This window comes from Vibrio sp. M260118 (assembly GCF_036533755.1).
In the GTDB taxonomy this organism is placed as follows: Bacteria; Pseudomonadota; Gammaproteobacteria; order Enterobacterales; family Vibrionaceae; genus Vibrio.
On record NZ_JATABG010000061.1, the window covers coordinates 1 to 12,617 of the forward strand.

General features: G+C 44.1%; 14 protein-coding genes. 4 read left to right on the forward strand and 10 right to left on the reverse strand.

Translation table 11 applies throughout. From position 1 onward, the window contains the following. Positions 1-161 precede the first annotated feature (161 nt). The 8 genes from rplT to QTO00_RS06095 form a co-directional block, all read right to left on the reverse strand. On the reverse strand, positions 162-515 hold the full coding sequence (rplT, locus tag QTO00_RS06060) for a 50S ribosomal protein L20 (protein WP_004401084.1): 354 nt from the start codon (positions 513-515) through the stop codon (positions 162-164). 40 nt (positions 516-555) lie between these two features. Next, positions 556-750, reverse strand: a complete 195-nt coding sequence (rpmI, locus tag QTO00_RS06065) for a 50S ribosomal protein L35 (protein ID WP_038201401.1) — start codon at positions 748-750, stop codon at positions 556-558. A 106-nt stretch (positions 751-856) separates the two neighbouring features. Then, positions 857-1,408, reverse strand: a complete 552-nt coding sequence (infC, locus tag QTO00_RS06070) for a translation initiation factor IF-3 (protein ID WP_331423672.1) — start codon at positions 1,406-1,408, stop codon at positions 857-859. 3 nt (positions 1,409-1,411) lie between these two features. Beyond that, positions 1,412-3,340: a threonine--tRNA ligase gene (thrS, locus tag QTO00_RS06075; protein WP_038201407.1), complete on the reverse strand. Its 1,929-nt coding sequence runs from the start codon at positions 3,338-3,340 to the stop codon at positions 1,412-1,414. 211 nt (positions 3,341-3,551) lie between these two features. After that, the gene (locus QTO00_RS06080) at positions 3,552-5,051 is read right to left on the reverse strand and encodes an NAD(P)H-hydrate dehydratase (protein ID WP_331423660.1); all 1,500 of its coding nucleotides are present in this window, start codon (positions 5,049-5,051) and stop codon (positions 3,552-3,554) included. A gap of 74 nt (positions 5,052-5,125) precedes the next feature. After that, positions 5,126-5,563 (reverse strand): PAS domain-containing protein, encoded by a 438-nt coding sequence (locus QTO00_RS06085; RefSeq protein ID WP_038201412.1) that lies wholly within the window; start codon positions 5,561-5,563, stop codon positions 5,126-5,128. Continuing rightward, positions 5,563-6,567: a response regulator gene (locus tag QTO00_RS06090; RefSeq protein WP_331423661.1), complete on the reverse strand. Its 1,005-nt coding sequence runs from the start codon at positions 6,565-6,567 to the stop codon at positions 5,563-5,565. Before QTO00_RS06090 ends, QTO00_RS06085 begins: the two co-directional genes overlap by 1 nt. Before the next feature lie 429 nt (positions 6,568-6,996). After that, a complete protein-coding gene (locus QTO00_RS06095) occupies positions 6,997-7,458 on the reverse strand; it encodes a TetR/AcrR family transcriptional regulator (protein ID WP_331423662.1) in 462 nt (153 codons plus the stop codon). Between the two features lie 485 nt (positions 7,459-7,943). On the opposite strand from QTO00_RS06095, the gene QTO00_RS06100 reads away from it, so the two are divergent. The 3 genes from QTO00_RS06100 (at position 7,944) to QTO00_RS06110 (ending at position 9,786) form a co-directional block, all read left to right on the forward strand. Continuing rightward, the gene (locus QTO00_RS06100; RefSeq protein ID WP_331423664.1) at positions 7,944-8,237 is read left to right on the forward strand and encodes a YfcZ/YiiS family protein; all 294 of its coding nucleotides are present in this window, start codon (positions 7,944-7,946) and stop codon (positions 8,235-8,237) included. A gap of 164 nt (positions 8,238-8,401) precedes the next feature. Then, entirely contained in the window at positions 8,402-8,959 is a 558-nt protein-coding gene (locus tag QTO00_RS06105; RefSeq protein WP_331423666.1) for a hypothetical protein, read from the forward strand. 278 nt (positions 8,960-9,237) lie between these two features. Beyond that, positions 9,238-9,786: an MSHA operon transcriptional regulator gene (locus QTO00_RS06110; protein ID WP_038202353.1), complete on the forward strand. Its 549-nt coding sequence runs from the start codon at positions 9,238-9,240 to the stop codon at positions 9,784-9,786. A 42-nt stretch (positions 9,787-9,828) separates the two neighbouring features. On the opposite strand, the gene QTO00_RS06115 is transcribed toward QTO00_RS06110, so the two are convergent. Together QTO00_RS06115 and QTO00_RS06120 are read right to left on the reverse strand one after the other, a co-directional pair. Then, complete coding sequence (locus tag QTO00_RS06115) at positions 9,829-10,560, reverse strand: substrate-binding periplasmic protein (protein WP_443088899.1); 732 nt, start codon at positions 10,558-10,560, stop codon at positions 9,829-9,831. 180 nt (positions 10,561-10,740) lie between these two features. Beyond that, entirely contained in the window at positions 10,741-11,655 is a 915-nt protein-coding gene (locus QTO00_RS06120) for a DMT family transporter (RefSeq protein WP_331423670.1), read from the reverse strand. Between the two features lie 99 nt (positions 11,656-11,754). On the opposite strand from QTO00_RS06120, the gene QTO00_RS06125 reads away from it, so the two are divergent. Next, positions 11,755-12,617, forward strand: an 863-nt coding sequence (locus tag QTO00_RS06125; protein WP_331423671.1) for an aminotransferase-like domain-containing protein, incomplete at its 3' end; no start/stop codon positions are given.

Genomic DNA, 12,617 nt, shown 5'->3' on the forward strand with positions numbered 1-12,617 from the left:
AAGCGAGAGTTTAATATTAGAGCCAAGACGGGAAAGATCCTTCCCTAGAGTAGTGAAGAAAAAACCAAGCCGATACCCTAGAAAAAACAATGCCGCTCACCTTAAGTGAACGGCATTAGAGCCTAAGCTCCCCTTTTCTTAATCCTAAAAACTTACTCTAATTAAAGAGCAGCTTTCGCTTTTTCAACTAGAACTGCGAATGCAGCTTTGTCGAATACCGCGATGTCAGCAAGGATCTTACGGTCGATCTCGATAGATGCTTTCTTAAGACCGTTGATGAAACGGCTGTAAGATAGACCATTTTGACGAGATGCAGCGTTGATACGTGCAATCCATAGTTGACGGAATTGACGTTTCTTGTTGCGACGGTCACGGTAAGCGTATTGACCAGCTTTAGTAACTGCTTGGAAAGCTACGCGGTAAACACGTGAACGTGCACCGTAGTAACCTTTAGCTTGTTTTAGAACTTTCTTATGACGTGCACGAGCTTGTACACCACGTTTTACGCGAGGCATTATGCTTCTCCTAAACTAAACGATTAAAAACTAAAAAGAATTATGCGTATGGCATCATACGAGCAACTGCTGCTACTTCAACTTTAGGAAGTAGTGCATTTGGACGTAGCTGACGCTTGTTCTTAGTAGTACGCTTAGTCAGGATGTGACGTTTTGTAGCGTGCTTGTACTTAATACCACCAGCAGTTTTCTTAAAACGCTTAGCAGCACCTTTGTTGGTTTTCATCTTAGGCATGATGAATAACTCCGCATTGTTGAGTTGTTTATAACAATAGTAATTAGGGCGAATAAAACCCCGCCGCTTTGCAACGGCGAGGTTTAATTACTTGCAAAGCCGTTAATTACTTCTTTTTAGGGGCAAGAACCATGATCATCTGACGACCTTCAATACGACTTGGGAATGACTCAACGACCGCTAGATCGACAGTGTCTTCTTTCAAGCGTTTTAGAACGTCAACACCGATGTCTTGGTGCGCCATTTCTCGGCCACGGAAGCGAATTGTTACCTTCACTTTGTTGCCTTCTTCAAGGAAACGCGTCAGGTTGCGTAGTTTTACCTGATAGTCTCCAATATCAGTTCCAGGACGGAATTTTACTTCCTTAATCTGAACCTGTTTTTGCTTCTTCTTCTGCTCTTTAGCAGCCTTGCTCTTCTCAAAGAGGAATTTACCGTAGTCCATTACATGACATACAGGTGGCTCAGCGTTTGGACTGATTTCTACCAGATCCATACCCGCTTCTTCAGCTGCTGCTACTGCTTCTTGAATAGAAACAACACCAACTGATTCACCGTCTGCGCCTGTTAAACGAACTTCACGAACGCCACGAATTTCACCGTTTAAACGATGAGCATTTTGTTTGGCCGGTTGTTGGCCGCGTCTTCCGCCTTTAATAGCTTATTCCTCCAGATTGAGCTTACGGCTTGAGATCTCGTCTTGGATGTATGAAATAAAGTCATCCACTTTAAACTTACCGAGATCTTTACCTTTGCGAGTACGTACTGCGATTTCACCGGCTTCCATTTCTTGGTCACCACAAACCAGCATATACGGAACACGCTTCAAAGTATGTTCGCGGATTTTAAAGCCAATCTTCTCATTTCTCAAGTCCGCTTTAGCTCTAATTCCAAATTTTTGTAGTTTTTGTGCCACTTCCTGAACATAATCTGACTGTTTGTCAGTAATATTCATGATTACAGCCTGCTCCGGCGATAACCAAGTCGGGAAGAAGCCGTAGTATTCTTCAATCAAAATACCAATGAATCGCTCTAGTGAGCCAAGGATTGCACGGTGAATCATAACTGGCACTTGGCGCTCGTTATTTTCATCAACGTAAGTTGCACCTAAACGACCTGGTAGGTTGAAGTCTAGCTGAACCGTACCACACTGCCATGCACGATCTAGACAGTCGTGTAGAGTGAACTCAATCTTAGGCCCGTAGAATGCACCTTCGCCTTCTTGAAGTTCATATTCGATATTCATCGCTTCAAGAGACTGCTTCAATGCCTCTTCAGACTGGTCCCAAATCTCATCAGAACCAACACGCTTTTCAGGGCGAGTAGATAGCTTAACAACGATATTATCGAAACCAAATGTTTGGTACGTATCGTAAACCATCTTAATACAGCTGGTCACTTCCTCTTGGATTTGACTCTCTGTACAGAAGATGTGCGCATCATCCTGTGTAAAGCCACGCACACGCATAATGCCGTGTAGTGCACCTGATGGCTCGTTACGGTGACATGAGCCAAACTCAGCCATACGTAGCGGTAGGTCACGGTACGATTTTAGACCTTGGTTAAAGATCTGCACGTGACCTGGGCAGTTCATTGGCTTGATTGCGTATTCACGGTTTTCAGAAGAAGTCGTGAACATTGCATCAGCGTACTTATCCCAGTGACCAGAACGTTCCCAAAGAACGCGGTCCATCATCAACGGACCTTTTACTTCTTGGTAACCGTACTCATCAAGCTTAGCGCGAATGAATACTTCTAGATCACGGAAGATAGACCAACCATTATGATGCCAGAACACCATACCCGGTGCTTCTTGCTGCATGTGGAACAGGTCTAGCTGCTTACCGATTTTACGGTGGTCACGCTTAGCGGCTTCTTCTAAGCGAGTTAAGTGCGCCTTAAGCGCTTTTTTGTCGTGGAATGCAGTACCGTAGATACGTTGTAGCATCTTGTTGTCGCTGTTACCACGCCAGTAAGCACCTGCTACGTTAAGTAGTGTGAAGTGCTGACAGAAACCCATATGTGGTACGTGTGGACCACGACACATATCGATGTATTCTTCATGATGGTATAGACCTGGACGATCATCGCGAGATACGTTTTCGTCTAGGATTTCCATCTTGTATGTTTCACCGCGAGCTTCAAATGCATCGCGTGCTTCCTGCCAGCTAACCTTTTTCTTGATAACTTGGTACTTAGTTTTCGCTAGCTCTTTCATGCGCTTTTCGATCTTGTCTAGATCTTCTTGCGTTAGAGAGTGCTCTAAGTCGATATCGTAGTAAAAGCCGTTGTCGATCGTTGGACCAATCGCCATTTTCGCTTCAGGGAAAAGCTGCTTGATCGCATGACCAAGAAGGTGAGCACATGAGTGGCGAACGATTTCTAGACCATCAACTTCATCTTTAACGGTAATGATTTCAAGGCTTGCATCTTGTTCAATAAGGTCACAAGCGTCGACGCGATTACCATCAACACGACCTGCGATGGTTGCTTTAGCAAGGCCAGGACCGATAGATTGAGCGACTTCAAGAGTAGAAACTGGGTTGTCAAATTGACGCTGACTGCCGTCAGGAAGAGTAATAATAGGCATTTAACTGTCCTTTACAGTGGTGTTGCACACCAAGCAACACATGCAATTTAAAACGTGTCTTTAACTTAGAATTCAATGAGTAAAGACGAGAGTTTTTTCCTTTTCTGCGCAAATACGGATGCACAATTCAGGAACGAACGCGTATTGTAACCAATTAAGGCAAAATAACAATCAAAGTCACAGAATTGATGAGAAAAAGTTCAAATTTCACTCAGTTCAACCATTGATTAAGAACATTACGAGATTGCTCAATGACATCGCTAGCAAGGATTCCGATTTTACCGTCCTGTGCGGCGAGTTGATCTGCAACTTCACTATGAATTAACACCCCAAACTTAGCCGCATTACCAAGTGACATGCCTTGAGCAATTAGCGCCGCGATTATGCCCGTCAATACATCACCCATTCCCCCTGTTGCCATACCTGAGTTTCCAGCCTGACAAACATGAGTTATGTCTCCGTCAAATATTAAGGTGCCTGCACCTTTTAATATCACAACACCGCCATAGAGATTGTGCAGTGCTTTGACCGCTTGGAATCGGTCTTGTTCAACGTCGCTAACAGAACATTGCAGCAATCGCGCTGCCTCACCCGGATGCGGTGTGATAACTCGTAGGTCATCTGTGGTTGGGTTCTGAGCTAGAAGGTTTAAGCCATCAGCATCAACGACCTTAGGTTTATCAACTTTGCTCGCGACTTGATACAAGTCTTGCGCCCACTCATCGACACCAAGCCCAGGGCCTAGCGCAACAACATCCGCAAACTCTAACGCTTCAACCAAAACCGTTTTGCTTTCTTCCCAGCCTAAAGTCATCACTTCTGGGCAAGCTACCTGAAGCGGTAGCGCTGAACTAGGATGGCACAAGGTACGAATCAACCCAGCGCCACATCTTGCTCCAGCCGCCGCACATAGGCGAATCGCTCCTGCATAACCTTGGTTACCTCCCAAACATAACAGTCGCCCATTGTGGCCCTTATGGGCTGTTGCGAGCCTCGGGGGCATCGCTAAAGAAAACCTGCCATGCTCAATAAACTGACTATTAGGCGCCACATTATGGCGAAATTCGTTTTCAACACCTAAGCCTGCGAAATGAAGCTCACCAACGACTGCACGTGCTTGCCCTGTTGCTAATCCTTGTTTTGTTCCAATAAAAGTGACAGTGTGCTGCGCGTTGACGGCTGCACCCAAAATTTTGCCGGTGTCGGAACATAAGCCCGACGGAATGTCGATTGCTACTATGGGGATGTTTATTGCATTGATATGATTAATCGCAGTTTGTAGGGGCGGACGAACTTGACCAGACAATCCAGTGCCTAATAGTCCATCGACTAACAAATCCCCACTCAATTGAGTCCAATCTATATTCTGAACGGATTCAATCTTTCCGCCACTTTCTAGCCACTCTTGCTTTGCTTTATCTGCATCGCCAGAAATATTGCCTTCATCTCCATACAGGTAGAGAGAAACATTTAAACCATCCGCCTTTGCAAGCTTAGCTACGACAAAGCCATCGCCGCCATTATTGCCCGTACCAACCATCACCAACACGTCCTTAGCATTGGGAAACTCTTGTCTTATCGTTTGATAAGTCGCAAGACCTGCTCGCAACATTAGCGTATACATTTCTACGCCAGCGCGCTTAGCGGCCTGCTGTTCGCCAAGTTTGACTTGTTGTCCGGTATAAAGCTCTAAAGGAAGTGATTGATTCATATTACTGCAAAGCTATGGAAGATGCTTACAGCATATACAACAACGCCAAGGATTTCCTTGGCGTTGATTGCAGATTAACGACTCTTGGACGCAAGAGCTTCCGCCGTTGCATCTTGTATAGAGAGGAATAGCGAGCGTATTTCCCCCGTTGGCGTGCGCATTGGGTTAAGCGTTATGTTTTGGTACATAAAGTCAGCCTGCTGAGTCACAGGGCGGACATTTCGACACTTAAACAAATACGGACGCTGTTGCCACGTGATGAAGCTACGACAACCTAAACCGTAAACCGGCTTAGTCTTTAATTTAAACCAATCTTGTGGAATTTCAGGGAACAGCTCAAATAGCGATTTACCAATCGCATCATGGGCCTGTATACCACTATGGTGAGTCATAAACCCGTTCCACACTTGAACGTTATGGTCCGTGTCGAGAACCACTAGCCCCAAATCAACGTTTTGCACCATATCCACCATCCAGTGGAACTGCTCAAACTCAGCTGGAAGAGATAACATTAAAAGTCCTCCATTAGGTACGAAAGCTTGTTGTCTAGTAAAGGCAGAGACTCATCAACAAACATAAACAGTAAGTCACAACGAATGGATGTACCATCAATGTTGTAACTGACCTCAAAAGTCATGGTTTTTTGGAAAGAGCCCGTTGTTGAACTAATCACCGAATCAATAGATATGTGTTGCCCTAACAGCACGGGTGGGCTTTGAAAAAAGCGCACTTCCGCTTGCTTACCAAGGCCATTCAAAAACGAACCAACGAGAATGTTAGACACATCCATTAACAGCTCAAGCTCTTCTAGCTCTTCGCTATCAACGGGCACTTTCATCAGTTTTTTGAGGTCGCTAACACTCGAATCACTCAGCAAGACTAGCGCTTCACCAGCAATACCCTCTCCACTGAAACCTTGGCACACGCCAGACACTTGGTCGTTGTCCGCTAAGTCACGCAGTGCCATGTGAAGTTCACTCACTTCAAAGATATTGACGTTTGGCAGTGGCAAATGCACAAACACATCAAAGTGTCTTGCTAACGCATCGGCCGCTTGACCAATAGAGACGTTCGCCACCTCCATATAAATATCGCGGCGACGAAGTATCGGCAACTCCACAGAAACTGGAGTAACGATTCGTGGTTGGCTGACTGGCTCAACAAGCTCTTTAAGGACCTTGTTCAGTACCGCTTTATCCATCGGTTTTTGGATGAACGCTTTTGCCCCTAGCGCCATTACTCGCTCTTTGGCTTTCGGCTGAATATCTCCCGAAACCACCACGACCGAAATATCAATACCCCGTTTAGCGATCTCTTCTAACGTGCCAAAACCATCTAACTCAGGCATGGTTAAATCTAAGAACATCAACTTGAAAGCATGCTGCTCAAGTTGTTCTAGCGCATCCAATCCATGGACAGCAAAAGTAATATCAGCATTTAGCGAAGCAGGCAGTGAGCGAGCCATTTGCTTTCTCGCCAAAGCGGAGTCATCGCATATAAGTACCGGATATGACATGCGTACACCTACTCCTATTATTTATAGTTTACATAATAAGTCTAACAGAACGTTATCGCACTAGGTACGGCAATCAATTGAAATATTGAACAATTAGCAAATTAGGGATGCAATTCTTGTTGTATTCAATCAGCAGTTACAAATTCACCAACGCCACGGTGCAAAAACGTGGTAGAGGCCAAGATAGTCACTAGACAATTTACACTTGGCCCTACTTACAGTTAAAGACTATTTTCCACATAGAGCAAGCATCAATATAGTCGTTAGTAAGTCACAATACTGGGACGAGCGCACACAATCCGATGACAAGTGGTCCAAACAGAGAGGGATAAGCAACAGTGCAGCATAGAGATAGAAGTACTCAAAAGCGGCATCTATATCGAATCAGAGGGATCAAAAAAGCCTTCCGAAGAAGGCTTTGGGAATGGATTACTTAGCCATACGCATTAGCGATTTTCCAATCAGCCATTCAAGCTCCTTGGCACTTCCATTGCCAAGCTTTTCCTCACAAATCTTGTATAAGCGTTCAATACCGTTGTGAGCGAATTCGTGGGTACTTTGCGATGTAACAATATGATGAAAAAGTAGACGAAGAATAGCCAAGAACTCTTCATTCTCTAACGCCGATACCCAACTGCGAGTAAACGCCTCTAAGCCATTGTCAAAATCGACGTGCCCAACAAACATTTTAAATATACGTCCATCTAGGGCTGCTGTGAAATCTGTTTTCTTCGGAAAATGGTGACTAATTCCCGTTCTCGATACGCCAGTCTGTTGGCTCAATGTTGTGTACGACATCTTGTCGTAACCGAGTCGCAATAATTGGTCGACCACGGCATCCATAATTTTCTGGATGGTGATTTCAGTATCTTCTTTACTACGCTTTGGCATGTTTGGCTCTTCTCTTTGTATATCCGTCTAAAAATAAATTACATCTTTAAGCTCTAACTGTAGTTATGTTGTTTTTGCGTTAGAGACCATTATAAAACACGACACAACAATTAAACCATACGCCTAGTCTAATTGCAGGGTAGTGTAAACTGATTTTCCATAAAGTATCATCACCGACACCTATGAATGCACAGCGTGTTATATTTATATTTGTATAAAAATGAAGGACCGATAATCTTACAAAATGTAGAGGCTTACAACTAATCGCCGACGGTTCTAGCACATGATTGACATGAATTTTCGTAATTTATAGATATATGTCACATTTAAATGCGAATTATTCGCGTGAGCTATAATTGTATTTTATTTGCCCACTCGGCTATTTCTGCTAGTTATTGCTCTATATCTAGCGCAATACTTTTGATAGATCACACCGCCAATAGTCGGTAATATGACCCTAGTATTTGTAAGAGGATCAATTTGAGATGAGCACAGAACCAGAACAAGTATGCGAAGCGTGTGGCTGCGCAGGTGAAATGGGGTTTATCATTAAAGAAGGTGATGATGTTGCTGAAGTGACCATCTTCGCAGAAGGCAAAGCGCTACTAGAGACAGAACTCAGTAAGTACACCGATCTAGCAAAACAAGTTTGCGCTGACGTCGAATACGAAGTATCGCCAATTAATGACGACTCTTCCGAACTTACAGCCCGCTTTAAGTTCGAAGTTAGCGCTGAAAAACTGATTTTTGAGTTAAAAACCCGCTCTCTAGCACGATAATTCAAACATTGTTTTTTAAAAACGGGCGATTCAGCCCGTTTTTTGTTTCTCGACTTGTCGATATCATTGACCAAATTCCCCCGAGAATTACTATTATACGTTCCAAATCCTAGGTCATAACTATGCTTCGTACTTTTGTTTTTGCTCTAATGATACTCTGCTCTATGAACGCCAACGCAGTTGTTCTCGACCAGTTCCGAATTCTTAACCACCTAGATAATTACGGCAATCTCGATCTACGCAATAAACCTTACACTGAGCTGCCTAGTGGCTTAGTCATAAAAGGAAACTTAAACATCGCAAAAACTTCTATCAAGCGCATTCCCAAGGGTGTCGATATTCAGGGCAGCCTAACAGCAACAAACTGTGGTCTCAGTAAAATAGACAAAGGCGTCAACATCAAGGGCTATGCCAATCTTTTAGGGTCTAAAATTACTCGCTGGCCATCGGGTGTCAAGGTTGGTGGATACATCAACCTAACTGATACTCCGGTGACTTCGCTACCACCTCGACTTAAAGTCAAAGGCGACTTGAGTGTAATAAGAACGCCATTGGAAAGCTTACCTGAAGGAATTATTGTCGAAGGCAGTTTGTTTATTGGTGGGTCAAAGCTCACCGAGTTTCCAGACACTATGACAGTCAATGGCAACATCTTTCTTGGTGGTAATCGCATCTCTAAATGGCCGACAAATCTAACCCTAGGAGGAGCGGTCGCACCTTAGCATTAAACACAAAACTTGCGTTATCGTTGTAGCTTTCTCTGAAAGCCAATAGAGTAAAAATGTAACTATCAATATTGGTACCTCGCTTGACCTCTAGTAATCATGTATAATCTAACGCTAAACTAAGCCGCACAGTTTTGGTCTAGGAAATTCCCAGTATTAGGCCCAGCATTTGGCGAACTTCGCCTTGCGGTAAATACGACAAACAAGTTTAAGGTAAGCATATCGCCGACCTTTCTCTCACGTTTCATTGTTAGACGTTAAATAGTGTAATGAGTATGGAACAAGATAAATTTACCAATATTTATCGCTTGCCAACGGCTATACAGATCCGAATCGGTAAGTGGCAGCAGACATTCAATGGTACTTCTGACCTGGTTATGCACCGAGCAATCGATATTCGCAATAAACAATATCGAAAGCCCGATTTCTTCCCTTCAGGTTGGAGCGTGCAGTTATTCGACAACAATGATATTTCCATCACCCACCATGGAAAATACATTCAGACCGCAATGCGCACAATGATAGATAGAAAAGTCTCCTATAAACGAATTTATCTGTCTAGGTTGCCTATAGAAGAGGCAGAACCGGGACTCATTGCCTTTAAACAAGAGTGGATTGCCAAGCACAACCGAGTTGCGCGCAAATACAATCAGATTAAAAAGAAAGAGTTTCTTCGATTTGCCCTTGAAGAAGTCGAAACTCTCTACCCTTCGATTCCCAAAGGCGAGTTCGATCTGACTCTGTGGAACAGGTTAGTCACCAAAGAGTTAGGCAACCCAAAGAAATTTGATAACCCTTACTTCGTCAAGAAGGCCAAGGTATAAAAACGACAAGGACAGGCAATTACCTGTCCTTTACTTAACCTATTAGTATTTGTCGAGGATCTCTTGGTAGCGGCTCCTCCCCGAACTATCCGTAGCTTTGAGCAAATCTAATCCTTTTTGCAGTTTATCTACGATCACCTTATCTGTATCTCGATTCACTGCATAGTAAAGACCACCTTCCTTGACTATATAGACTTCCTCAAATAATTCTGCATCAATACCCGCTTGACGTGACCACCAATACGCAGCGTTGTCAGAATACACTAATAGATCGATGCGTTTTTTCATTAGCTGCTCAACAAGCACTATCACATCTAAGGCTTCCTGCATCGAGTCTCTAGGGACACCGAGGGCAAGTAAACTCTGCTCACCAATATCATCGCGGATCACACCGATTCGATAGTTAGCCATATCTAAAGGTTGAGCGATCTTAATCTGTGAATCCTTGCGAGCTAAGACAATAATATTTGTATTAAGAATAGGTCCGACCCACTGAAAAAGCTTCTCACGATGTTTCGAACGGGTGGTAGAGAACAATACCGAATTCTCTTGAGTTAAAACGGTGCGGTACGAACGAGCCCAAGGTTGAAGTACCACTTGAGACCGCGCTATGGGCTCTCCAACTAAAGCACTCGCTTCAAGGAGGATATCGACCGCATAGCCGGTAATTGTATCGTTATGTACATAATTAGCAGGAGGGTAGGCTTCAGTATAGAAAGAGACCTGTCTGAGATCATGTTGATTACTTAGCACATGAGGAGAAAAGAACCACATTAAAAGTGCTGCGAGCAGATGGTAAATAGAAATATTGGTTGCCACAAGCTTTTCCCTCAGAACGTCCCATCTAGTATTAAAGTTAGTTCACAGACGAGAAGTTCTAAAGGAGTTAGCTAAATTTAATCCTTCCATATGGTTTGAACCCAGGCCACATATGGAAGCAAAAACGACAAATACCTATAAAGTATGAGAGTCAGAAAGCCTACGCTTTCGCCGCATGAATAACCTCAGCGTTGGCGCTTTTGCCACAAGATAAACCGCCGTTGCTGCACAGATGAAACCCAGAACAGCAACGCTATCAAATGACTCACCAAACATTAGCCATGCTTGAACAGCAGTAGTCGGTGGTACCAGATAAAACACTGAAGCAACACTTGATGCTGCGCCATGTTCAACCATATACAGCAGCAGCAGTATCGCAATACACGACAATACAACCACCAGCCAAGCCATAGTTAAAACAAACGGCACACTCCAATCTATATGCATCGTTTCAAAGCTTGCTGCAAAGGGGAGAAATAATACTCCAGCAGCAAAGTATTGAACCGCCGCACTACCCACCATATCAACACCTTGGCAGAATTTTTTCTGGTAAAGTGTTCCAGCAGTGATGCCAGCTAACGAGATCAAGCACAGTGAAATAGCAGCCGTTTTGTCTGCACCAGTTTGCCAGTCAACCTTTCCTGCTAAGACCAAGCTAATACCGATAAAGCCAAGAGCGAGTCCGAGCCATTGTGAAGCCGCAAATCTTTGACCAGTCAACGTCACTAACAGCAATGCCGTTAAGATAGGTTGTAAACCGACCAGCAACGAACTCAAACCAGCAGGCATACCCAAGCTAATGGCGAAGTACGTTCCGCCTAAATAAAAACCATGAATTAACATTCCAACGACAGCACAGTGCAGAAGCCCTCGCCCAGTCGGTATGCGACGTCGCAGAATGACCATCAAGACGGCAAACAAAGCAACGTTCAAAGCCATGCGCAACGAAAGCAAAGTTGCCGGTTCAGCATACTGAAGTCCAAATCTTGCTCCTACAAAGCCCGACGCCCACAGCACAACGAATACAAATGGTATAAGTCGAACAAGCATAAAATTTCCTCTGGATTTTCTCTCGATATTGGGTTTACTTTAATAGGTACAGAAAATGAGAACAGATACAGAGCGATTATTTTTAATGGGTACAGTTAAATGAATGCGCACAACAAATACTTGATGGTCGAGCATTACATCCGACAAAAAATTGCAAGTGGTTTACTCAGCAACGAAGACAAATTGCCTTCTATACGTGCATTGAGTCAGACATTAACCGTGAGTAAAAATACCGTCATCCGCGCTTATCAAGAGTTAGAAGCGCAAGGCATGATCTATACTGTCCCAAAGTCAGGTTACCGAGTGCGACCAACGCCAGCAACGACGCCATTAGTACAGGCGCCAAATCAGGTCGATCTACTATCAATGTGCAAAGAGATCCTGACCTACTCTCCTAACCAAGAGGTACTGGCAACCGGCTCTGCACACCCCAATATTGATACTCCTGCGATCAAAAGTTTATATGCTGAAATTGGCCGTCACAGCCGTAGGCAAAGTCACACCCCAAGTCACTATCAACTACCACCAGGCAATGAACTACTCCTCAAACACTTAACTAAAATCAGCCAAGACTTAGGAGTCAATGCCGGCAAGAACGAAATCGCCATTACCCATGGAGCTCAACAAGCGATCAGCTTAGCATTAAGAGCTTTAACAAAACCAGGAGATATCATTGCGGTTGAATCGCCATGTTACTTTGGCAATCTACTGCTGATGGAGTCATTAGGGCTTAAAGTGGTGGAAATACCAAGCTGCCCGCGGGATGGATTAGAAATTGAGTCATTACAAGAGGCACTGAACAATTGGGATATTAGAGCACTATTGGTCACGCCAAATTTCACCAACCCCACCGGTTCTAGAATGCCGCTCGAAAACCGTTTAGCACTCCTTGATGCAACAGGCTCGATTCCAATCATTGAAGACGACGTTTTTGGCGCGCTCGCTTATGATAACGGGCTGCC

Excerpts from the sequence above, each read along its gene's own strand:
- rplT (WP_004401084.1), bottom strand. The coding sequence starts at position 515 with ATGCCTCGCGTAAAACGTGGTGTACAAGCTCGTGCACGTCATAAGAAA.
- rpmI (WP_038201401.1), bottom strand. The coding sequence starts at position 750 with ATGCCTAAGATGAAAACCAACAAAGGTGCTGCTAAGCGTTTTAAGAAA.
- thrS (WP_038201407.1), bottom strand. The coding sequence starts at position 3,340 with ATGCCTATTATTACTCTTCCTGACGGCAGTCAGCGTCAATTTGACAAC.
- QTO00_RS06080 (WP_331423660.1), bottom strand. The coding sequence starts at position 5,051 with ATGAATCAATCACTTCCTTTAGAGCTTTATACCGGACAACAAGTCAAA.
- QTO00_RS06085 (WP_038201412.1), bottom strand. The coding sequence starts at position 5,563 with ATGTTATCTCTTCCAGCTGAGTTTGAGCAGTTCCACTGGATGGTGGAT.
- QTO00_RS06090 (WP_331423661.1), bottom strand. The coding sequence starts at position 6,567 with ATGTCATATCCGGTACTTATATGCGATGACTCCGCTTTGGCGAGAAAG.
- QTO00_RS06095 (WP_331423662.1), bottom strand. The coding sequence starts at position 7,458 with ATGCCAAAGCGTAGTAAAGAAGATACTGAAATCACCATCCAGAAAATT.
- QTO00_RS06100 (WP_331423664.1), top strand. The coding sequence starts at position 7,944 with ATGAGCACAGAACCAGAACAAGTATGCGAAGCGTGTGGCTGCGCAGGT.
- QTO00_RS06105 (WP_331423666.1), top strand. The coding sequence starts at position 8,402 with ATGAACGCCAACGCAGTTGTTCTCGACCAGTTCCGAATTCTTAACCAC.
- QTO00_RS06110 (WP_038202353.1), top strand. The coding sequence starts at position 9,238 with ATGGAACAAGATAAATTTACCAATATTTATCGCTTGCCAACGGCTATA.
- QTO00_RS06115 (WP_443088899.1), bottom strand. The coding sequence starts at position 10,560 with ATGTGGTTCTTTTCTCCTCATGTGCTAAGTAATCAACATGATCTCAGA.
- QTO00_RS06120 (WP_331423670.1), bottom strand. The coding sequence starts at position 11,655 with ATGCTTGTTCGACTTATACCATTTGTATTCGTTGTGCTGTGGGCGTCG.